This window comes from Mesobacillus jeotgali (assembly GCF_014856545.2).
Taxonomy (GTDB): domain Bacteria; phylum Bacillota; class Bacilli; order Bacillales; family Cytobacillaceae; genus Mesobacillus.
Genome location: NZ_CP109811.1, coordinates 3763896 through 3783069, shown reverse-complemented (window position 1 = coordinate 3783069; position 19174 = coordinate 3763896). Strand labels below are relative to the sequence as shown.

Here is a 19174-nt window from a genome sequence, read left to right as displayed (position 1 = left end):
ATTTTAAAAATCGCTATAAAAATCAATAATTCGCTATAAAAATGGAATTTACGCTATAAAAAGTATTCTCAGACTTTTTTTCATAAGGTTGAAGTCGGTCTAAACAGTCATATTTCCTAATCGGGTGCATTTTTAGTAAGAAATTCGTTTGGAATGAGGCGAATTCCCTTCCAAACTGTAATTCGAAAGCACTATTTTACAATAGTGTGATTTGAATCACTTAGTCTGCCTAAATAATTTATTATAATCACTATGGGAATGAGGTAAACAAACCTCAACGAGAAGATATAAACATAGGGGAGTGTATATTATGCTAGATCAGAAAACAATTGATATCATCAAATCCACAGTACCGGTCCTTGAAGTTCACGGTGAACAAATCACGACAGTATTCTATAAAACTATGTTTAAAAATCATCCAGAGCTTTTGAATATTTTTAACCATGCGAACCAGAAGCAGGGCAGACAGCAGAGAGCGTTGGCTGGAACAGTCTATGCTGCTGCAAAATACATCGACAACCTTGAAGCAATCCTGCCGGTTGTAAACCAGATCGCTCATAAGCACCGCAGTCTTGGCATCCTGCCTGAGCATTACCCGATCGTTGGGAAGCACTTGCTGATCGCGATCAAGGAAGTGCTTGGAGATGCGGCTACAGATGAGATCATCAATGCCTGGGCAGATGCATATGGCGTAATTGCCGACGCATTCATCTCTGTTGAAGCGGAAATGTATGATGCAGCTGCAAACCAAAAAGGCGGCTGGAAGGACTTCCGTCCATTTATTGTTGCGAAAAAGGTTGATGAAAGTGAAGTCATCACTTCTTTTTACCTGAAGCCGGTTGATGGAAAAGCAATCGCTTCTTTCAAGCCAGGACAGTATATCAGCGTCAAGCTTGAGATTGAAGGGGAAGACTTCACGCATATCCGCCAATACAGCTTATCGGATGCTCCTGGAAAAGACTATTACCGCATCAGCGTTAAAAAGGAAACAGGCATGGAAACTCCGGATGGCAAGGTATCGAATTACCTTCACAATACTGTAGAAGAAGGAGAAGTCCTGCAGATCAGCGCACCAGCTGGCGACTTCTTCCTCGATACAGAAAAAGATACACCAGTTGTCCTGCTAAGCGGCGGCGTTGGCCTGACTCCAATGGTCAGCATGCTGAACACAGTAGCAGATCTTCAGCCTGAGAAAGAAGTGACTTTCATCCATGCAGCCCAGAACGGCAAAGTCCATGCACTGAAAGATGAAGTCGCGGCAACTGCTGCAAAGGCAAAGGTGAATTCAGTGGTATTCTACGACCAGCCAACTGAAGAAGACCGTGAGAACAACAACTTTGACGTCGAAGGTTATATTACAAAAGAATGGCTAAAAGAAAATGTGGATCTCGCTCAATCTGACTTCTATTTCTGCGGCCCGGTACCATTCATGAAAGCAATCAACGCAGCGTTAAAAGATCTTGGCGTCACAGAAAACAGAATTCATTTCGAATTCTTCGGTCCAATGGCAAGTCTTGAAGCTTAATTAACACTTTGCTCCCTTCTTTTAAACCGTTCCGTTTTAGGGTGCATATCTTTTAAATGACAATGAAAATGGCGTGTAAACTGACAACAGTTTTGACACGCCATTTTTCTAATTGATTGTATTTTTGGATTCAAAATATAATGGTTCGTATTCAACATTAGCACCCTATAGCATTCCTGTAGAGCGTTATTTTTGAGCTTTGATAAAAAAAGGGATCCTCAGTAAGATATGAGTAAGACACGACTCTAACTCTAACCTTAGGAGGAACCCCTACTATGAATTTTAAAATGCAGGACAAACAAAATCAACTAATCGAAAGAATTTCTGACAAACATCTTGTCGTTGGGGTAGATATTGCCCAACAATTCCACGTAGCCAGAGCGGTCAATTTCCGAGGAATTGTGGTAGGTGATCCAATCACTTTCCAAAACGATGAAGACGGTTTTTCAGCACTATTAAACTGGATTAAGAATCTTAAAAGAGTACATAGATTAGAGGAAACCGTTGTCGGAATGGAACCTACAGGCCATTACTGGATCAATCTTTCTAAATGGCTAATAAAGCGTGATATTGAGGTAGTAACAGTTAATCCCCATTTAGTCAAAAGGAATAAGGAAAATCGTGATAATACGCAATCAAAGAGTGATAAGAAAGATGCCCTAGTCATAGCCGACATGGTGAAGAATGGTTACTACTCCTTTGTCAGACATTCCTCTGAGCCATTTGAAAAACTTAGGGTTCTAATGTCAAACAGAGATGTAATTGTTAAAAGGCTTGTAAGCTCGGTTAATCAATTAAATCGCTGGGTGGATATTGTTTTTCCCGAACTAAGACAAGTCTTTAAAGACATAACTTGCAAAGGGGCAATCGCAACATTACGGCTTTTTCCAACCCCAATGGAACTAGAATCCCTGAAGCCAGATGAGATTGTGACCGGTTGGAAGTCGCTTATGAAAAGGCAGCCTGGGTTAAAGAAAGCCTATTTACTTCTCAATGTAGCCAGGAAATCTATCGGTACCAGACAAGCTGTAGAGGCTCACAAATTCCACCTAGAACAATTACTCGAAGAGTACGACCTTGCGGTTCACCAACTTGATAAAGTGGAGTTGGCAATCAAGGAAGAACTACCTAAAATTCCATTTGCAGATAAGCTACTTAAGATCAAAGGAATTAGTGAAATTTCATTAGCGGGTATTTTAGGGGAAGCAGGCGATTTAAGTGGATTTTCACACGGCAATTCATTACTTCGTCACGCTGGACTCCATCTCTCTGAAGCTAGTTCTGGGAAGTGGAAAGGAAAAATAGTCCTTTCAAAACGAGGAAGGTCAAGGCTTAGGCGTTTCCTTTACCTTGCCACTTTGAGCCTGGTGGTGAACAATGAAGAATTTAAGACCCTCCACTCTAACAACGTAAAAGTTAAGAAAATGAAAAAGATGAAATCCATTATGAAACTGGTCGGTAAATTGGCTAGGGTTTTTGTAGGAATAGCACGACATAACGAATCGTATTGTCCCAAGAAGGTACAACCATTAACAGATTTGGCAGCTTAGTTTAATATTTTTGGTTAATTGAAAAGAAAAAAGATCGAGTGTTGGCTTATTCGCAGGATTTCTAAATATGTACGGAGTACCAGGTTACTTAAACAAAAGGGCACTGACCCATTCCGTTAGCTAGACTGGCCTCCACCCCTTGGATAGGCATGACGAAGGAATGAGAGGGCGAAGACCCGTTGAGACATGGGAGGGAAAGCCTCCAGGGGCGGCGTGGAGATGTACATTATATGGTAAAATATGGAGTATATTCCTACTCTTCTATTTAACTATGCCTTCACGTAGCCAAATGTCCAGTATCCACTCCTTACGGTCATTAAAATGTAATCCTAGGAGGATGAAATCCTGCGAATAAGCGAGCATTTGCCAGATAATCGTATTAAACTGAGGGAGTTTAAGTACATTTGTTCACAAACTTTTTCATTTCTATATAAAATAACTAATTGATTCGCTGGCTTGCTTCCTCTTCGTCTTGATAGATATAAGTGTCGAAGTTAATGGTTGTACCTGTCAAATAGCAAAATTCTATAATATCTTCGTTAAAACCAATTAGAGGGCTTTCATCTCCATAAATACTTTGCACAACCATAATTACATAATTCACATCATACTGTTCCTTAATATCATTTAATATTGATATTTTGTTTTTTAAATTTTTAATTGTATCCAATACTTGTGCTTCGACATCCAATCTCCCTATATCAGATTTTTCCGCATCCCAAGAGGAAAACAAATACTCCGTATCATTTCTTCTTTTATCTCCTTTTTTCCAGCAACGAATCGGCTGTATTCCAAGTACATTCGTTATATCGTCAGGATTAAAAATCCCTCTTTTGTTTCCAACTAAACCTCTGCTATCGATTTGTCCATTACTCTCTATTCCAAAATAAGTATACGTATGTGTTTTATCCATTTCTATTTCCGCCTCCGATCCCATTACAGTTACAGGAAAAATTCCTTTTGGCTTTTCAACTCAGCTCAACACACAATAAGGCATTAATCCTTACTCGGTGTGTAATCGTTTGTTGTGCTAACCTGCCCGTATGTTCAATAAGGTATTCAAAAAAAGGTGCCTCAATCCTTCGTGGATCAACATCGTAATGTTTAAGAATTTTGCTTAATCATTTCTTCTACATAAGTAAGTAAACTACTGTATTGGCAGTTTCCTTTCAAAAGCTTCGAAACTTTACTTAAAGGTAATATAACTATATCCTTCTTTTTAGAATAAAGTACACTCTGTGTCTTATTAACACTATGCAATTCATTGAGATTGGGAGAATAATTTTCTACAGAATCAGATTTATACCAGTAATAATCTTGGTTAATATTACTTTTAATAACTTCACCTACATATGCACCGATACGAAGCACTAAAACATCAAAATGCTTACTTAAGAGTTCAGTGCCAAACTCCGTACCCATTAATCTTTTTGTGTACATATCAATATATCGAACACTTTCAATAGTAAAGTCTAAATTTCTTTTAGTAAGGTTCTCTTTATCCCAGGAATCATTGGATACATCCTGATACATTAATTTCGCAATGCCTTTTAAATCGTCTTTTTGTAATTTTGCCTTATTGAAAACATTAAACATAAATTATGATTTCTCCTTTATCAATTATCTACGAGCATAGCTATGATGATGATTATACCTTATTAAGCTATCCTGCCCCGTTAGTCCAAGAAGAAAGCCATTTTATCATTTCAACTTGGGATTAACTTTTGTAAATGATTTCCTTGATCCTTTGAATTTAAAGATAATAAAAAGAGTGAGATGAATTATAAGTATAATGGGAAAATAAATTGTATTTATAATTTCTAAATATAATGCTTTTTTTGCTGCCTGTAGACTTCCGTCAAACTCTGCATACTCATCTGCTGTTATATATTCAATATGTATTATTCCTCCAACAACACAAAACCCCAAAAAACTTATCAGCAATATTAGATATTTAACCTTACTCATTATTTCCTCCTAAATCCAATACTTTTAAAATTCCTCTTTATTTTACTTAAATTCCTTCTTCACCTAAACTGCTTCGTTAGCTCAATAGAAAAAGCTGTCTAAGCGACAGCTCTTATTTCGATTTTTGATTCTTTCCTTTGCTCTTCTCATATTTGCCCCAAAATGCAAAGAATGCGAACAAAGAAATAGCTCCTAGTATACCTCCGACCACTTGGACGATTTGTGCTGTTTCCCAACCCAATAATATCACCCCAAGACTTCATAATATAATAACTTATTCGACCAAAATATAACAATTCCTTCTTTAACATTACTGCTGCGTTTGTTTAATAGGAATATGATTATTTTACACATATGTATATTTGTATTGTGGTTCTTCATTCCTATCAGTACATATTTCATTCTCGTCAAAACCGTTACGTACTGCAAAATAACCTTCTTCTAGGTGAAAACCCATCCCAGTTAATTGTGATATCCATTCAATAATTTCAACCTTAACTATTCGTTCGTTAATAAAATTATTAAGGTCTTTTAACTTATTCTTTTCCCATCTAAGCACCAAATCGGTACCATAATAATCAATTTCGTCAGACAAATTAATTTGGTCAAATGTAATAGCGTAATTATCTGTTTTATAAGCACATAATTCTATTTGACAATCTTCAAACTTTATTACAACGGGTAAATCCTTAAACCACTCATCTTCCTCTTGTTCCCACGCAACCCAAATCTCCTCTATTCGCTTCCCTTTAAGGCCTTGTAACCTTGTTTTATGATCGTTTAATATTTGAGATAGTTCGGTATAAAACTTAGGATTGTAATCTTTTATTCCTAACATTATGAACACCTCTAATCCTAGTTGCAATAAATTAATAATCAATTGTTGTTCTACTAAACTGCATCGTTAGTCGAATAAGCAAAAGGGCTGCATCTGCAACCCTTTACTCACTTCCTTAGAAGGCTGGCAATCTCCTTGCTATCATACTCTTTCGCGTAATCCAAAGCAGTTTTCCCCTCATCATCTTCCACATTAACGTTGGCTCCGCTTTTCATCAACAATTCAACTGTATCTTTATGGTGATAACAGCAAGCTATGATCAATGCAGTGCAACCATTATTACTTTTTGCGTCAATATTGGCACCATTTTTAACTAAAGCCTCAACAATTTGTGTATGACCTTCTCCAGCAGCTATATACAATGGCGAAAATCCATTTTCATCCTTTAAATTGATATTTGCACCTAGTGATAACAGAAGCCGAATTACCTCTAAGTGACCTTCCTGTGCTGCCCAGTGAAGAAGAGTATATCCACCGCGATCTCTTGCATTAATATCTATTCCTAAATCTAACGACTCCCGGATCCATTCAACTTGCCCTTTACCAGCAAGTTGAAATATCTGCTTTTGGCAGATTTTTTTTCTTAATCTTTTTCTCATTAGTCATCCTCTAATTTAGTTTATTTTGTAGCTTTTATTATCGTCTGTAAAGTATCCTTATTGAGTTAACCTGCATCGTTCGTATTATAAGGTCATCCAGAAAAGAAAATATTTCTGGTTGACCTTTTTCTATATGGTCTTATTATAACGGTAGCCGGGGTAAAACGTAACTGCACGTGGGACCTGGATCCCGTCAACAAAACAGTTTGCCCCCTACTTGTAGAAACATGATTGAGGCTGGTTGGGACATAGATCTCGTATAACAAGCGAAGCTGTGACACTGCAAGGAGAACAAGGGGTACCGGCAAAATAAAAGATTAGGAGATGATACAGGATGAATCCAGTCGTTGGTCTGGATATTTCTAAGGGAGAAAGTCAGGTTCAGGCTTTTGTCGATAAAGGCAAACCATTCCGTAAAAGCTTTAAAGTAGCACATACTCTTCAGGGTCTTGGTTTACTTGTGGAGTTTTTAGAGGTAGTACAAAAAGAAACAGGTCTAAAACCTCCGGTTATTCTTGAAGCAACTGGACACTATCAATCAGCAGTAGTCCAATATTTAGAGGAACGTGGGTATTTATTAATCATAATCAACCCTTTGATTTCCTACAAGGCGAAAAGTTCAAGTTTAAGGAAAGTAAAGACAGATGCCATCGATGCTTACCACCTCTGCGAGTTGTTTTACAAGGAGGAGTTAGAGCCGTATAAAAAGCGAGGGGTCTAGCTTTTAAACCTTCGTAACATTACAAGACAACACGAGAATATTACAGGTGTCATGATTCAGACAAAGCTTCAGTTCCAGGCTATTCTGGATCAAGTATTTCCTGAATATCGTGGAGTGTTCGGTGATTTATATTCTGTGGTATCACTCTTAACGTTAAAGGAGTTTCCGTCATCTGAAGACATCTTAGAAGCTAGTAATGAAACTCTTTCAATGAGGATCAAGGAATTATGTAAAAGTCGCTCAATCAGATGGGCCAATGAAAAAGCCTTACAATTAAAAGAGGCGGCAGCTCGGAACCCCTTTGAAAAGACAGTCTATCAGAGTCATATCTTAAGCTTAGGTATGTATATTGATATTATTCTTCAATACAAAGAGCACCTATCGACGTTGGAGTCAGAGATAGATGCCCTCGCTAGAGAAGTTGAAGAATATAATATTATCAAATCTATCCCTGGTATCGGTGAAAAGATCGCTGCAACGATCATTTCTGAAATTGGGGAGATAGATCGATTTACTGACCCCAAAAAGCTGGTAGCATTCGCTGGAGTAGACCCAAGTGTTTTCGAATCCGGTAAGTTTACTGCCACTAAAAACCGAATCACAAAAAGAGGATCCAGCAGGCTTCGTCACGCCTTATATATGGCTGTTCGTTGTGCTATACGTGACTGCCGGAAGAGCAAAACAAGCGATGAGATCATTCCTCGAAATAAGAAATTACGAGAGTTCTATGATAAGAAACGTGAAGAAGGAAAACCATTTAAAGTAGCTGTAATTGCTTGTGTAAATAAGCTCTTACATTGGATATTTGCCCTTTTAAAAAACAGAACTACTTTCCAAGATATAGTATAGAAACACCATCTTACTAAATAACGAAAAACCTTCCATTTCAGAGAATAAGAAGGTTATTGGTATACCCTTTTTTAGTATATCACGAGGGATTTCGAAATTTTAATGAAAAATATTGACAAACTATTAGCTGGTTTTGTTTAATAAGGAATTCAACAAAAAAGGTGACTAATCCTTCTTGGACCAATGCACCCCTTAGTTCAATAACTTAATGCTGCTACACTCATTATTGAGTAAATTATCAATATAAATGTAATTGTTATCCAAACCGTGTTTTTAGCAGTATTCTCACCTGTTCTTATTTTTTTTGCTATACTCACACAATTTAAAACAAAAACAATACAAATGATCGGCATTAAATTAAAAGCCACCCATTCCATCATTTTTAACCCTTCTTCAATACTCAAACGGCTTCATCCCCCTTTTAAAATATACCAATCTTAAACAAAACTGCATCGTTTCTTTAATAAGGAATTCAACAAAAAGGAGCTTTAACCCTTCTTGGATTAAAGCACCAGTAATACATAACATTTTCATTTGCTGCCTTTAAGAACATCGTTTAATTGTAATGGGGAAATTGTACCTTGGTGGAAGTATAATTGCCACCTACCATCAATTAATTTCCAAATAGAACTGCGAAGTGTATTCCGATTTCTTGTTTTATCACTTACAAAATAAGTAGCTAAAACTATTTCTGAAGATAAGGGATATATCTCATGATTATGTAGTGACATTTCAGTTAGCACAACTCCAGATTCGAGACATTCCTTTTTATCAAACATATAACCAGAACTACCTATTTCAAAGAAATCATCTGCAAGTATTTTATCTAGTTCTTCACGACTTTTACGAACTTCAAGTCCTGTATGCCTTTCTTCCAATTCTTTTATATGTTCCTTTAAGTTCACATCCATAACTCCAACTCCTATATTTTTTCACTTTAATTTCTACAGGCATCTTCAACTATCCTCCCCCGTTTGTTAAAGAACAAAAATAAAGTATCTCACGTTTATTTTAACATAAAATTCCATTATTCATTGTTATACTAATATTATATTAGATTGACCTTGATTGTTTTACCTAGAATAATGACTGTCATTTAAAACGCCAGTTTGATTTTTGTGAAGGCTATTTTCAAAAAAAATGATATTGACTTCCTGGAAAATTCTGAATAAAATACAGATTAATATCTTTGAAAAGCGATGAAGAGAAAAAGTAGAGTGCAACAGTTTTTTACAGAGAGCTTCGGCAGCTGAAAAGAAGCAAAGACAGACACTTGAAAAATGGTCTCCGAGCTCCGTCCTGAACATGCTTTTTAGCATAAGTAGGATACGGCGAGAATTGGCACTCGTTATCAATGTCACAGTATAAGATCGCGCGTCACATGCTCCGTACTTGATGAGGCAAATGGTGTGAACTGTTTGCGAAATAAGGTGGTAACACGTGGGATTCCAAACCTCGTCCTTAACTATTGCAGTTAAGGGCGGGGTTTTTTGTTTTTTCTAATTTCATAAGGAGGTCATTCAAATGAGTATTTTTATTGGAGGAGCATGGGCTTATGCTAATGGGTCGCTGCATCTAGGGCATATTTCGAGCCTGCTGCCAGGGGATATTTTAGCGAGATATTATCGCTTAAAAGGGGAAAAGGTTTTATATGTTTCAGGCAGTGACTGCAATGGAACTCCCATTGCAATCAGGGCTAAGCAAGAGGGCGTGTCATCAAAAGAAATTGCAGACAAGTTCCACCACGAGTTCAAAGAAAGTTTTACGAAACTGGGTTTCTCGTATGATATCTACACAAGAACCGATGCAGCACATCACCATAAGGTCGTTCAGGAATTGTTTTTGAAGCTGCTTGATAAAGGATTTATTTATAAGAAAGAGATTGAACAGACAGGACCAGCAATTTTTGCCTGATCGGTATGTTGAAGGAATTTGTCCAAAGTGCGGGGCGAACGCTCGAGGAGATCAATGCGATTATTGTTCAAGCGTGCTGGAACCGCTTGATTTGCTGGAGAAAAAGTGCAAAATATGCGGCAATCCGCCAACAATAAGAACAACCGAGCATTTTTACTTTGCATTAAGCTCACTCCAAAATTCTTTGGAGAATTATACAAAGAATGCTGAACAGAAACAGCTTTGGAGAGAGAACGCCATATCATTGACCAAGAGGTACTTACAAGAAGGCCTGCAGGATCGGGCAGTTTCCAGGGATTTGCCTAATGGGGTAAGTGTGCCGGTAAAAGGTTATGAGGATAAGAAAATTTATGTGTGGATCGAGGCGGTTTCGGGTTACTATACAGCAAGCAAGCTCTGGGCGGAAGAAACTGGACAGGATGACGCCCCTTTTTGGAATTCTGCTGCTAAGTCTTATTATGTACACGGGAAAGATAATATCCCGTTCCATTCGATCATTTGGCCTGGGATTCTCGAAGGCCTTGGAATCGAAGCACTTCCAACCCATATCATTTCTAATGAATATCTCACATTGGAAAAGAAACAATTGTCCACAAGCAGAAATTGGGCAGTTTGGGTGCCGAATATTATTGAAAAGTACGACCCTGATTCTATCCGCTACTTTCTGACCACCAATGCACCGGAAAGCAGGGATGCAGATTTTTCATGGAAGGAGTTCATCTACAGTCACAATAGTGAACTGTTGGGGGCTTATGGAAACTTGGTGAATCGGACCTTGAAATTCATACAGAAAACATTTGATGGTATTCTTCCGGAAAGGGAGATTAACATAGAAATAGCAGACAGGATTAATCTCCTATACGAAGAAACCGGACGATATATTGAAAGCGCCAATTTTAAAAAAGCTCTGGAAAAAGTGTTCGAACTAGTGAGATATTCAAACAAGTACTTCGATGAACAACAGCCATGGAACCAGGTTCGTGAAGATACTGAAGCATGTAAACAGACTCTCGCAGACTGTGCATATATCATCGGAAATCTGGCCAATATCCTGGCGCCATTCCTTCCTTTTTCAAGCGAAAAGGTTAAAGGTATGCTGCAAATAACGGATCACAGCTGGAAGCCTATATTAGTAAGTCCTCAAACCTTGACGAATGTAGATCCATTATTCGAACGTATAGACCCGGAAAGGATCGGCAAAGAACTGGAAGAGTTGAAGAGGTGTGAAAAGAATTTGATTTAATCAGCTTGTCTTGAAGGCACCAATCATATAGTAAATTCCCTCGTTGTTTTTGCGTATCTAAGATTCGGGTAAATGCAGCATAAAGGGGTGAATCTTATATGCCGTTTGCCAAAATCGATAACTCTCTATCGCTTTACTATCATATGAAAGGTGAAGGGCTGCCTGTTGTTTTTATTCATCCGTTTGTGATGGGGCACAATGTTTTTAAGCATCAGGAAGCACTCGCCAAACGTTACAAGACGCTCTTTTTTGACTTGGCGGGCCATGGACGAAGTACGAAGGGAAACAAATCTGTAAGCATTGCGGGACTTGCAGATGATTTGAAGAGGATGCTTGACGAGCTGGGTATCAAGAAAGCGGTGCTCTGCGGCTATTCTCATGGCGGATTGGTTGCCCAGGAATTTGCACTGAAGTATCCTGAACGGTCAGAAGCGTTAATCTTGTCCGGCGGTTTTTCAAAAATAGATACTCTAATACCAAAGCTTATTATCAAGTTAGTGCAGGTAATGGTTCAATTCGGCCAAGTGTCTCTCGCTGCAAAATGGCAGGCGAAGTTTCACCAATGTGATCAGGAGGATGAAAAAGAAATATTTGAGTTAGCGCGTCTCTCTGATGCTCATCGTTCTTACGAGTATATTAAATCAGGGCTTCAATATGATTCCAGCAGCCAGCTTCATAAGCTGGATCTCCCTATCCTTCTGATATACGGTTCATTAGAAAAGCCAATGCATCGTTACCGCATTCCTTTTCTGAAAAAAGCTCCGCAGACACAAGTAGTTTATATAAAGAACGGAACCCATCAACTGCCGCCCAGGTCCCATCAGGAATTCAACGCTATTATCGATACTTTTTTAAAGCCACTCCAAAAGAAAAAAGCAGGACTGGGGTAAGTGGATATGAAGAAAATATTCCTGTTGGTGGGACCGACAATCATGATTTTCATAGGGCTTCAAATGTTTGAGAGCGTAATCGTTACGTTCTTGCTCTTCTATGGATGGCTTCTTGCAGTCCCGTTGCTTGGTCATGGAATTCCCCGGGAAAGGTTTAAAGCGACAAGCAAGGCTGTAATGTTGGGTGTCGGGAGCGGACTGCTCTTTTTCCTGTTCATTTATGGAGGGTTACACTGGCTGCATATTTATCTTTTGGATATCGATCAGTTAAGGGTTTTGCTTTGGGAATGGGGTTTTTCTAGAAGTGGTGAGATTTGGCTCGTGCTGATCCTGCTGGTGGCTAATCCGATTCTGGAAGAAGTCTATTGGAGAGGGTATATATATGAAAAGCTGAGAAGGGATGGAACAGCTAAGTACGCTATATTGGTGACCTCCACTTTTTACACTTTGTACCATTTACTCTCGGTGATTCCAATTTTTGAAGGCTTTTTCGGCCTTATAGCAGCTGTGCCTGTATTCATTGCGGGCACATTTTGGGGCTATATTAGAGAGAAAACGGGTTCCATCACGGCAGCAATCATCGGACATGTATTAAGTGACATGGGAATCATCCTTGTGTATTGGTTTTTGGTCAGGTAAGTATAAAAGACCGGGCTAACCCGGTCTTATTTATTAGCTCAGCGCTTCAAATGTTTTGCAGTCTGTTTCTCGGCTGTTGTCGGCTTGCTCCCCGGCATGGCTGACTACATAGATTTTGTCGGCGCTGCAGAGATTTCCATCTTTCCAATAATGACAGTTGTTAACTTCACACAATACATCTTTTGCCATCGTTGTACCACTCCTTTTTGGTTGATACAACCTTAGGATGCAGCGAACCAAGAGTCCCTATTCTGGCTAAAATCAGGAAAGCAGGCTGTAAAATTAAAATGCCTCCCAAAAAAGGGAGGCTGCCGCATTTATTCATTCAAAGCTTTTCCAAGGGTAGCGATATTCTTTTCCATTAACGTGAAATAGGTTTCATTATTTTCAATATCTTCGTCGGTTAAAACGGACAGATTGTGGAGTGTCAGTGATTTTGCGCCGATTTCTTCCTGGACCATTTTTGCCAGCTTGGAATTAAAGTTTTGTTCGTTCAAAACGTATTTGATTTCTTCATCTTTTGCATGTGAAATCAAATTTTGAAGCTCTTTTTGAGAAGGTTCATTTGTAGTGGATTGACCAGAAATACTGATTTGCTGGATTCCGTAACGCTCCTCCCAGTAACTGAAGGCAGAGTGTGATACAAGGATTTCATTGCGCTTGGCTGAACCAATGACCTCTGAAAACTCCTTGTCAAGATCCTTCAATTGAGCAGATAGCTCGGTATAGTTTTGTTCGAAAGTATCTTTATGCTCAGGCATCTGTTCAGTTAACTGTTCTGTGATTGCAAGAGCCAGTTCATTCGCGTAAATCGGGTCAAGCCAGACATGAGGGTCGAAATCTCCGTGTTCATGCCCATCCTCATCTGTATGCTGTTCATTTGCATGCTCTTCATCAGCATGCTCTTCCTCGTCATGTCCTTCTTCATTATGATTTTCTTCAGCCGAGCCATCCTCGCTGTGCGCATCGTCCTGGTGTTCGTCATTTTCATCAAGATGCAAAGATTCACCAACCGGAACCATTTTTACATCTTCGTTTTTAAGTGTTTTGCTTGCTTTATCCACAAATCCCTCAAGGCCCAGGCCGATATAGAAAAATAAGTCTGCGTCTGCCAGTGCCATCATATCTTTTTGGGAAGGCTCGAATGTATGCTCATCCGCTCCCGGTGGGTAGATGGTTTCAACATTTACATATTCACCGCCAATTTGCTGTGCGAAAAACTGGAGTGGATAAACAGTGGTATAGACTTGAAGCAAATCTTCGTTCTTCTCCTGATTAGCAGCATCTTGACCACAGCCGCTTAGAAAAGCAGCAATGATCATAAATAAAGATAAAATAAATGCAGTTTTTTTCATATGTGCCTCCTGTTAGTCAAAACGGACTCATTACGATTTAGAAAATAAATTATATTTGTTATTAGTTTTCTTGTCATAAGGAAAAAATATTAATTCGTAATGGTTACGATTTACCTTCTGTATCATACAAAAGGATAGAAACAAAATCAAGTAAAACATTTTGGTTCGGAAGCAGTTTACGGTATTCTATTAGAAAGAAAATTTTTAAAAGGAGAAGGAATATATGAGAATGCTTGATGAAATTCTAGATTTCAATGAAAAGTTTGTAGAAGAAAAGAAATATGAAGAATTCACCACGACTAAGTTTCCAAATAAAAAGATGGTTATTTTAACTTGTATGGATACAAGGCTTGTTGAACTGTTGCCGAGGGCTTTGAATATTCGCAATGGTGATGTGAAAATTGTCAAGAATGCCGGTGCGCTGATCATGCACCCGTTTGGAAGTATCATGAGAAGCCTGCTTGTCGCGGTTTACCAGCTTCAGGCCGAGGAAGTGGCCATCATCGGGCATTATGACTGCGGCATGAGCGGGATGAAGCCAGATGGCATGATTGAAGAAATGAAGCGCCGCGGAGTCACGGATGACATGCTGAATACATTGAATTACTCAGGAATAGACGTGAAGGAATGGCTTCACGGTTTCGAGAATGTAAAGGACAGCGTTGCCCACAGTGTCGAAATCGTAAGAAACCATCCCTTGATGCCTAAGGATGTTCCAGTCCATGGGCTTGTGATCGATCCTTCAACAGGAAGGCTTGATCAAGTCATTGATGGATACCAAAAGTAAATTTAATGGTTATGAGCTTTAGCGTTTTTCTTTGATGGCCACTTTTCTGGTACCGGGTCCATGCCCCCTGGATGAAACGGCTGGCATTTAAGGATGCGTACAATCGTCAGCCATCCGCCTTTGATGGGACCAAATCTTTTTATCGCTTCAAGCCCGTAATGGGAGCATGTCGGGTAAAATCGGCAAGTAGGCGGCTTCAATGGCGAAATGACAACCTGATAAAAACGTATGATGCCGATGAATGCTTTTTTTAGCATGGTGTTCATCCCTTCTTTAAATCCTAAAAAAGGAGCTGAGAGCAGCTCCTTTATTTTTTTTCCTCAGATGCGTCAGTAGTATCCTCAAGGGTGTTACTGCTATCAATCGGATCGACAGTATGTTTATACTGATAAGCCTTCGAAGTAGTGACTACGCTTAATATTAAAACAATGATAACGATAATGACTGAGATAATCAAAACGGTATACATAAAAAGGCCTCCTTTGCTTCAAAATTATTGTAGCATGTTCCTTTCAGCGATAGGAAAAAAGTTGCTGCCAGCATGTTTTTTATAAAGCTGGAAGGGGAATATATACTATGACTGAAAGGGAGGATGAAATTTAATGGCACAAACAGATTTAATCAAAGCAGTGAATAAGCAGGTTGCAAACTGGACGGTACTTTACACAAAGCTTCATAACTATCACTGGTATGTGAAAGGCCGTCATTTCTTCACACTCCATACGAAATTCGAAGAGCTTTATAACGAAGCTGCGACAATCATTGATGAATTCGCCGAAAGAATTCTCGCATTAGAAGGAAAGCCTGTTGCAACGCTTAAGGAATATCTTGAACTATCATCAGTTAAAGAAGCAACAGGGTCTGAAAATGAAGAAGAAATGGTCCAACAATTGCACGATGATTTTGCTACAATCGTGGACGAGCTCCATGGTGCAATTGAACTTGCAGAAAATGCAGCAGACACAGCTACAGCCGACATGCTGACAGAAGTGAAAATGAGCCTGCGCAAGCATATGTGGATGTTCAAAGCTTATCTTGGATAAAGGGGGAACTGGCCGAAAAAACGGCCAGTTTTTTTCAATGCTATAGGAAATCAAGACAAAAAGAAAAACCGGCCGAAGCCGGTTTGTATGTATTGTTATTGTAAAGGTTAGTGCACATTCCTGGAAGGATATGAATTAACAGAGCGCGCGCCGAAATCGTCCTGGGCAAACTTTCCTTTCAAGCTCTCGATCAAATAAAGCCCCATCAAATCATATAGCTCCTGTTTATCAAGGTCCTGGATGATCTTCAACAAGTCTTCACGGCTCATTTCTTCAAGGAAGGCAAAAGCGAGCATATCGATATCCTCTTCATCACCGGTCAATTTATTGCGGTACAGTTCGTATAGCTCATCAATCAGTTTCATGAATTTCACCTCTCCTTCTTAATCGTCCATAATTCCTTATACTTATTTAATACCCTCCATCGGAAAAAATATGCCTTGGAATTGAAGTATTTTCCTTTTTGGGTTGCTGGTTTGCTTATATCTATATTTGGTCTAATTTTAACATACTGACAACTTTAAGAGTAATTTGGAGGGCAGAAAAAATTATTTATTTTAAAGATATTCAGTATAAACGAATATAGACGCAGGGAACGATATCCATGAGGTGAGGCACATGCCAGAAGGCAAAAAAACATATTATATCAACATCAGTGAAGGCCATATTTCAAGAGATTCAACTGCATCTCCATGGAATTTTAAAATTGAGGCAAATGATGAGGAGATCACCGCCTTAAGGGAAATATTCGATCAGAGCCATTCCACAGGCTGGCAGAATTTCATGAGGGCGCACGTCCCATATGTACAATACCATTATGACCGTGAAAATGATGCCCTCGACAGACAGCTGATCCAGACATATGAAATGATTTATAATCTCGGCGATGAAGAAGCCAGGAACCATATTGAAAGCATGGGAATCCTTCCTGAAAAATAGAGCAGCCGCAGACAGATGTCTGCGGTTTATTCATTTTCTGGTTTTCTATATAATTAGGTTATGAATTTAGGCAGGGAGTTTTCATGATGAAATTTAAAGACATGAACGGTGGAGAGGTGACCTTATCCTTTAAGGAAAATGCCTTTGAAAAAAGTGCCCGCCACGTGCTGGTCATCTGTAAATATCAAGGCAAATGGCTTTTGACCAAACATAGAGTCAGAGGTCTTGAGTTCCCCGGGGGCAAAGTGGAAAAAGGGGAAACACTGGAGGACGCAGCCCGGCGTGAGGTCATGGAGGAGACTGGCGCAGCCTTAGGCAGGTTAGTCAGTATTGGGGAGTATCAAGTAAGTGATAAAGAGGGGTCGTTTGTTAAAAGAATCTTTTACGGTGAAGCAGAAAAAGTCGAGCTAAAAGATGATTACCTGGAAACTGCCGGCCCTGTACTTGTAAGTGGAGATTTATTGGTGGAAAGAATGAAGGACGAGTACAGTTTTATCATGAAGGACGATGTAATCAAGCATAGTTTGGAATTTTTGCGGAAAAAGTTGTGAAAATGGCGGATTCGCCGCTTTTTTTGTTCTTATGGAGTTAAATTTGCATCAGAATCAGCCGTAGGTTTAACCCTTGATACTGGATATTGGCGAAAATCAGATTTTATTGGCGCAGCCGCTACTTATTCTAAATAAGCCCGCTTTCTGAGGAAATAAAAAGAAGCCGGATATCCTCCCGGCTTCGTTACTGATTGCTTTTGATCAGTTTCTTTTCAAGCAGTTCGACGAGCTGATACATCACGGTGGCAAACACGGCAATGACGAGCAGTGACAAAAAGACGAGCGTGAAGTTGAAAACCTGGAATCCATAGATGATCATATATCCAAGACCGCGTGCCGAAACGAGGAATTCTCCGACAATAACACCTACCCAGCTCAGGCCGACATTCACTTTCAACGTAGAAATGATAGTCGGGAAGGAGGCTGGAAGGATGGCTTCCCTGAAACACTGTGTCCTTGTAGCTCCGAATGTCTGCAGCACCTTCAGGTAGTTGGGATCAACCTCCTTAAAAGCCGTATACACCACGATTGTCGTGATGATGACCGAGATGATCGCGCCCATCGCTATGATCGAGGTCATATTGGTGCCAAGGGCGACGATGAGGATCGGGCCAAGCGCGACCTTTGGCATTGAATTCAGGATAACAAGATATGGATCAAGGATTTTTGACAGCATCGGCGACCACCATAAAAGAGCGGCCAATATCGTGCCGGCCAGTGTACCGAGGATAAATCCGAGTACGGTTTCCGCGAGCGTCACCCCAAGGTTAACAGCTAGTGACCCATCCATCGTTTTTTCAATTAACATATTCCAGATTTTTGACGGTGAACTGAAAAGCAGCGGGTCAATCCACTTTTGCTGGCTTGAGATTTCCCATAGGGCAAAAAAGGCAATGAATATCAGCAATTGGTAGACGCGGACGGTTCTTCGCTCTCGGCTTAGCTTTTTCAGGTATTGTTGATGAAGGAGTTCAGTGTTCTTCTGGTTCAATGGATTCCAACTCCTTCCATATCTTCTGGAATAGTTCATTGTACAAAGGGTGGTTTCTTGCTTCGAAAGGACTCATGTTCCGCAGCTCCTCCGGAATGGTAAAAGTTTTATGCAAACGGCCAGGTCTTGGCGAAAACAGGAAGATCCGGTCGCTCATTGCGATTGCTTCCCCGATATCATGGGTGACGAGAATCGCGGTTTTTCCGAAAGTCTTGAATGTATTGGAAACCAGGTCTTCGAGTTTCAATTTCGTTTGATAGTCCAATGCGGAAAAAGGTTCGTCGAGCATAAGCAGCTTCGGCTCTGTTGCCAGTGTCCTTACCAGTGCCACACGCTGCCGCATTCCGCCGGAAAGTTGTTTTGGATAATGCTTTTCTACATTTTCCAAACCCATTTGCCTTAGTAGCGATAAAACCTCATCCTTTTTTGAAGCTTCCATCGTTCCGCTAATCTTCAAGCCAAGAAAGATATTTTCCTCAATTGTTTTCCAAGGAAACAAATAATCCTGCTGCAGCATATATCCGGTTTGATTTGCAGACTCCTTGACTGATTTCCCTTCCAATTTTACCAGTCCGTCAGTAGGCTCAATCAGCCCTGCGATAATTGAAAGCAACGTTGTTTTGCCGCAGCCGCTCGGACCCAGGAAGGAGACAAACTCACCTTCCTGGACATGTAGTGAAATATTATTCAAAGCAGTGACAGCGGTTGTTTGTGTGAAATATGTGTGCTGAATCCCTGTTAATGTCAAAAAGTCCATTGGCTGCAACCTCCT

Annotated in this window: 22 protein-coding genes, 2 pseudogenes and 1 other annotated feature; of the genes and pseudogenes, 10 read left to right on the top strand and 14 right to left on the bottom strand. The window is 39.7% G+C overall.

Annotated elements, in window-relative coordinates; all coding sequences use genetic code 11:
- Positions 1 to 310: 310 nt before the first annotated feature.
- A complete protein-coding gene (gene hmpA, locus FOF60_RS19355; protein WP_192473562.1) occupies positions 311 to 1525 on the top strand; it encodes an NO-inducible flavohemoprotein in 1215 nt (404 codons plus the stop codon).
- 275 nt (positions 1526 to 1800) lie between these two features.
- Positions 1801 to 3075 (top strand): IS110 family RNA-guided transposase, encoded by a 1275-nt coding sequence (locus FOF60_RS19350; RefSeq protein WP_192473834.1) that lies wholly within the window; start codon positions 1801 to 1803, stop codon positions 3073 to 3075.
- Positions 3076 to 3514: 439 nt separating this feature from the next.
- Here the strand turns inward: FOF60_RS19350 and FOF60_RS19345 are convergent, their stop codons facing one another.
- The 5 genes from FOF60_RS19345 to FOF60_RS19325 form a co-directional block, all read right to left on the bottom strand.
- Positions 3515 to 3988, bottom strand: a complete 474-nt coding sequence (locus tag FOF60_RS19345; protein ID WP_192473816.1) for a DUF4279 domain-containing protein — start codon at positions 3986 to 3988, stop codon at positions 3515 to 3517.
- Positions 3989 to 4179: 191 nt separating this feature from the next.
- Positions 4180 to 4671: a hypothetical protein gene (locus FOF60_RS19340; RefSeq protein ID WP_192473817.1), complete on the bottom strand. Its 492-nt coding sequence runs from the start codon at positions 4669 to 4671 to the stop codon at positions 4180 to 4182.
- A gap of 105 nt (positions 4672 to 4776) precedes the next feature.
- Positions 4777 to 5043 (bottom strand): hypothetical protein, encoded by a 267-nt coding sequence (locus tag FOF60_RS19335; RefSeq protein ID WP_192473818.1) that lies wholly within the window; start codon positions 5041 to 5043, stop codon positions 4777 to 4779.
- A gap of 346 nt (positions 5044 to 5389) precedes the next feature.
- Positions 5390 to 5881 carry a hypothetical protein gene (locus FOF60_RS19330; protein WP_192473819.1) on the bottom strand — a complete coding sequence of 164 codons (492 nt, stop codon included), beginning with the start codon at positions 5879 to 5881 and terminating at the stop codon, positions 5390 to 5392.
- A 107-nt stretch (positions 5882 to 5988) separates the two neighbouring features.
- The gene (locus FOF60_RS19325; protein ID WP_192473820.1) at positions 5989 to 6480 is read right to left on the bottom strand and encodes an ankyrin repeat domain-containing protein; all 492 of its coding nucleotides are present in this window, start codon (positions 6478 to 6480) and stop codon (positions 5989 to 5991) included.
- Between the two features lie 334 nt (positions 6481 to 6814).
- Between FOF60_RS19325 and FOF60_RS19320 the strand changes: the two are divergent.
- Positions 6815 to 8050, top strand: a pseudogene (locus FOF60_RS19320) (IS110 family transposase).
- A gap of 197 nt (positions 8051 to 8247) precedes the next feature.
- Here FOF60_RS19320 and FOF60_RS19315 read toward each other — a convergent pair.
- Together FOF60_RS19315 and FOF60_RS19310 are read right to left on the bottom strand one after the other, a co-directional pair.
- Positions 8248 to 8454 (bottom strand): hypothetical protein, encoded by a 207-nt coding sequence (locus FOF60_RS19315; RefSeq protein WP_192473410.1) that lies wholly within the window; start codon positions 8452 to 8454, stop codon positions 8248 to 8250.
- Positions 8455 to 8580: 126 nt separating this feature from the next.
- Positions 8581 to 8961, bottom strand: coding sequence for a nuclear transport factor 2 family protein (locus tag FOF60_RS19310; RefSeq protein ID WP_192473411.1), 381 nt, complete (start codon positions 8959 to 8961; stop codon positions 8581 to 8583).
- 279 nt (positions 8962 to 9240) lie between these two features.
- Positions 9241 to 9516: a binding site (T-box leader), on the top strand.
- Positions 9517 to 9574: 58 nt separating this feature from the next.
- Between FOF60_RS19310 and metG the strand changes: the two are divergent.
- From metG to FOF60_RS19295, 3 genes and pseudogenes are all read left to right on the top strand, one after another.
- Positions 9575 to 11207: pseudogene (gene metG, locus FOF60_RS19305) on the top strand (methionine--tRNA ligase).
- A gap of 98 nt (positions 11208 to 11305) precedes the next feature.
- Entirely contained in the window at positions 11306 to 12097 is a 792-nt protein-coding gene (locus FOF60_RS19300; protein ID WP_192473412.1) for an alpha/beta fold hydrolase, read from the top strand.
- A 6-nt stretch (positions 12098 to 12103) separates the two neighbouring features.
- The gene (locus FOF60_RS19295; RefSeq protein ID WP_192473413.1) at positions 12104 to 12736 is read left to right on the top strand and encodes a CPBP family intramembrane glutamic endopeptidase; all 633 of its coding nucleotides are present in this window, start codon (positions 12104 to 12106) and stop codon (positions 12734 to 12736) included.
- 33 nt (positions 12737 to 12769) lie between these two features.
- Here the strand turns inward: FOF60_RS19295 and FOF60_RS19290 are convergent, their stop codons facing one another.
- Complete coding sequence (locus tag FOF60_RS19290) at positions 12770 to 12925, bottom strand: DUF1540 domain-containing protein (RefSeq protein ID WP_192473414.1); 156 nt, start codon at positions 12923 to 12925, stop codon at positions 12770 to 12772.
- Between the two features lie 128 nt (positions 12926 to 13053).
- Positions 13054 to 14091: a metal ABC transporter solute-binding protein, Zn/Mn family gene (locus FOF60_RS19285; RefSeq protein WP_192473415.1), complete on the bottom strand. Its 1038-nt coding sequence runs from the start codon at positions 14089 to 14091 to the stop codon at positions 13054 to 13056.
- 223 nt (positions 14092 to 14314) lie between these two features.
- On the opposite strand from FOF60_RS19285, the gene FOF60_RS19280 reads away from it, so the two are divergent.
- Entirely contained in the window at positions 14315 to 14878 is a 564-nt protein-coding gene (locus FOF60_RS19280; RefSeq protein WP_192473416.1) for a beta-class carbonic anhydrase, read from the top strand.
- A 2-nt stretch (positions 14879 to 14880) separates the two neighbouring features.
- Here the strand turns inward: FOF60_RS19280 and yidD are convergent, their stop codons facing one another.
- Complete coding sequence (gene yidD / locus FOF60_RS19275) at positions 14881 to 15135, bottom strand: membrane protein insertion efficiency factor YidD (RefSeq protein ID WP_192473417.1); 255 nt, start codon at positions 15133 to 15135, stop codon at positions 14881 to 14883.
- Between the two features lie 50 nt (positions 15136 to 15185).
- A complete protein-coding gene (gene ytzI, locus FOF60_RS19270) occupies positions 15186 to 15347 on the bottom strand; it encodes a YtzI protein (RefSeq protein WP_192473418.1) in 162 nt (53 codons plus the stop codon).
- 133 nt (positions 15348 to 15480) lie between these two features.
- Here ytzI and FOF60_RS19265 point away from each other — a divergent pair, with 133 nt between their 5' ends.
- A complete protein-coding gene (locus FOF60_RS19265) occupies positions 15481 to 15921 on the top strand; it encodes a Dps family protein (protein WP_192473419.1) in 441 nt (146 codons plus the stop codon).
- A gap of 107 nt (positions 15922 to 16028) precedes the next feature.
- Here FOF60_RS19265 and FOF60_RS19260 read toward each other — a convergent pair whose 3' ends face one another.
- Positions 16029 to 16286, bottom strand: a complete 258-nt coding sequence (locus tag FOF60_RS19260) for a DUF6154 family protein (protein WP_023626881.1) — start codon at positions 16284 to 16286, stop codon at positions 16029 to 16031.
- Between the two features lie 253 nt (positions 16287 to 16539).
- Between FOF60_RS19260 and FOF60_RS19255 the strand changes: the two genes are divergently transcribed.
- Both FOF60_RS19255 and ytkD read left to right on the top strand, forming a co-directional pair.
- A complete protein-coding gene (locus FOF60_RS19255) occupies positions 16540 to 16860 on the top strand; it encodes a hydrolase (protein ID WP_192473420.1) in 321 nt (106 codons plus the stop codon).
- An 83-nt stretch (positions 16861 to 16943) separates the two neighbouring features.
- Complete coding sequence (ytkD, locus tag FOF60_RS19250) at positions 16944 to 17411, top strand: RNA deprotection pyrophosphohydrolase (RefSeq protein ID WP_192473421.1); 468 nt, start codon at positions 16944 to 16946, stop codon at positions 17409 to 17411.
- A 184-nt stretch (positions 17412 to 17595) separates the two neighbouring features.
- Here the strand turns inward: ytkD and FOF60_RS19245 are convergent, their stop codons facing one another.
- On the bottom strand, positions 17596 to 18402 hold the full coding sequence (locus FOF60_RS19245) for an ABC transporter permease (RefSeq protein WP_413632774.1): 807 nt from the start codon (positions 18400 to 18402) through the stop codon (positions 17596 to 17598).
- The gene (locus tag FOF60_RS19240) at positions 18383 to 19159 is read right to left on the bottom strand and encodes an ABC transporter ATP-binding protein (RefSeq protein WP_192473423.1); all 777 of its coding nucleotides are present in this window, start codon (positions 19157 to 19159) and stop codon (positions 18383 to 18385) included. Before FOF60_RS19240 ends, FOF60_RS19245 begins: the two co-directional genes overlap by 20 nt.
- Between the last annotated feature and the right edge of the window lie 15 nt (positions 19160 to 19174).

Bases quoted from the DNA above. Each gene is read 5' to 3' on its own strand.
- hmpA (WP_192473562.1), top strand. From the start codon at position 311: ATGCTAGATCAGAAAACAATTGATATCATCAAATCCACAGTACCGGTC.
- FOF60_RS19310 (WP_192473411.1), bottom strand. From the start codon at position 8,961: ATGGATGTGAACTTAAAGGAACATATAAAAGAATTGGAAGAAAGGCAT.
- yidD (WP_192473417.1), bottom strand. From the start codon at position 15,135: ATGCTAAAAAAAGCATTCATCGGCATCATACGTTTTTATCAGGTTGTC.
- FOF60_RS19295 (WP_192473413.1), top strand. From the start codon at position 12,104: ATGAAGAAAATATTCCTGTTGGTGGGACCGACAATCATGATTTTCATA.
- ytkD (WP_192473421.1), top strand. From the start codon at position 16,944: ATGATGAAATTTAAAGACATGAACGGTGGAGAGGTGACCTTATCCTTT.
- ytzI (WP_192473418.1), bottom strand. From the start codon at position 15,347: ATGTATACCGTTTTGATTATCTCAGTCATTATCGTTATCATTGTTTTA.
- FOF60_RS19335 (WP_192473818.1), bottom strand. From the start codon at position 5,043: ATGAGTAAGGTTAAATATCTAATATTGCTGATAAGTTTTTTGGGGTTT.
- FOF60_RS19290 (WP_192473414.1), bottom strand. From the start codon at position 12,925: ATGGCAAAAGATGTATTGTGTGAAGTTAACAACTGTCATTATTGGAAA.
- FOF60_RS19255 (WP_192473420.1), top strand. From the start codon at position 16,540: ATGCCAGAAGGCAAAAAAACATATTATATCAACATCAGTGAAGGCCAT.
- FOF60_RS19300 (WP_192473412.1), top strand. From the start codon at position 11,306: ATGCCGTTTGCCAAAATCGATAACTCTCTATCGCTTTACTATCATATG.
- FOF60_RS19350 (WP_192473834.1), top strand. From the start codon at position 1,801: ATGAATTTTAAAATGCAGGACAAACAAAATCAACTAATCGAAAGAATT.
- FOF60_RS19240 (WP_192473423.1), bottom strand. From the start codon at position 19,159: ATGGACTTTTTGACATTAACAGGGATTCAGCACACATATTTCACACAA.
- FOF60_RS19340 (WP_192473817.1), bottom strand. From the start codon at position 4,671: ATGTTTAATGTTTTCAATAAGGCAAAATTACAAAAAGACGATTTAAAA.
- FOF60_RS19265 (WP_192473419.1), top strand. From the start codon at position 15,481: ATGGCACAAACAGATTTAATCAAAGCAGTGAATAAGCAGGTTGCAAAC.
- FOF60_RS19260 (WP_023626881.1), bottom strand. From the start codon at position 16,286: ATGAAACTGATTGATGAGCTATACGAACTGTACCGCAATAAATTGACC.
- FOF60_RS19345 (WP_192473816.1), bottom strand. From the start codon at position 3,988: ATGGATAAAACACATACGTATACTTATTTTGGAATAGAGAGTAATGGA.
- FOF60_RS19280 (WP_192473416.1), top strand. From the start codon at position 14,315: ATGAGAATGCTTGATGAAATTCTAGATTTCAATGAAAAGTTTGTAGAA.
- FOF60_RS19325 (WP_192473820.1), bottom strand. From the start codon at position 6,480: ATGAGAAAAAGATTAAGAAAAAAAATCTGCCAAAAGCAGATATTTCAA.
- FOF60_RS19330 (WP_192473819.1), bottom strand. From the start codon at position 5,881: ATGTTAGGAATAAAAGATTACAATCCTAAGTTTTATACCGAACTATCT.
- FOF60_RS19285 (WP_192473415.1), bottom strand. From the start codon at position 14,091: ATGAAAAAAACTGCATTTATTTTATCTTTATTTATGATCATTGCTGCT.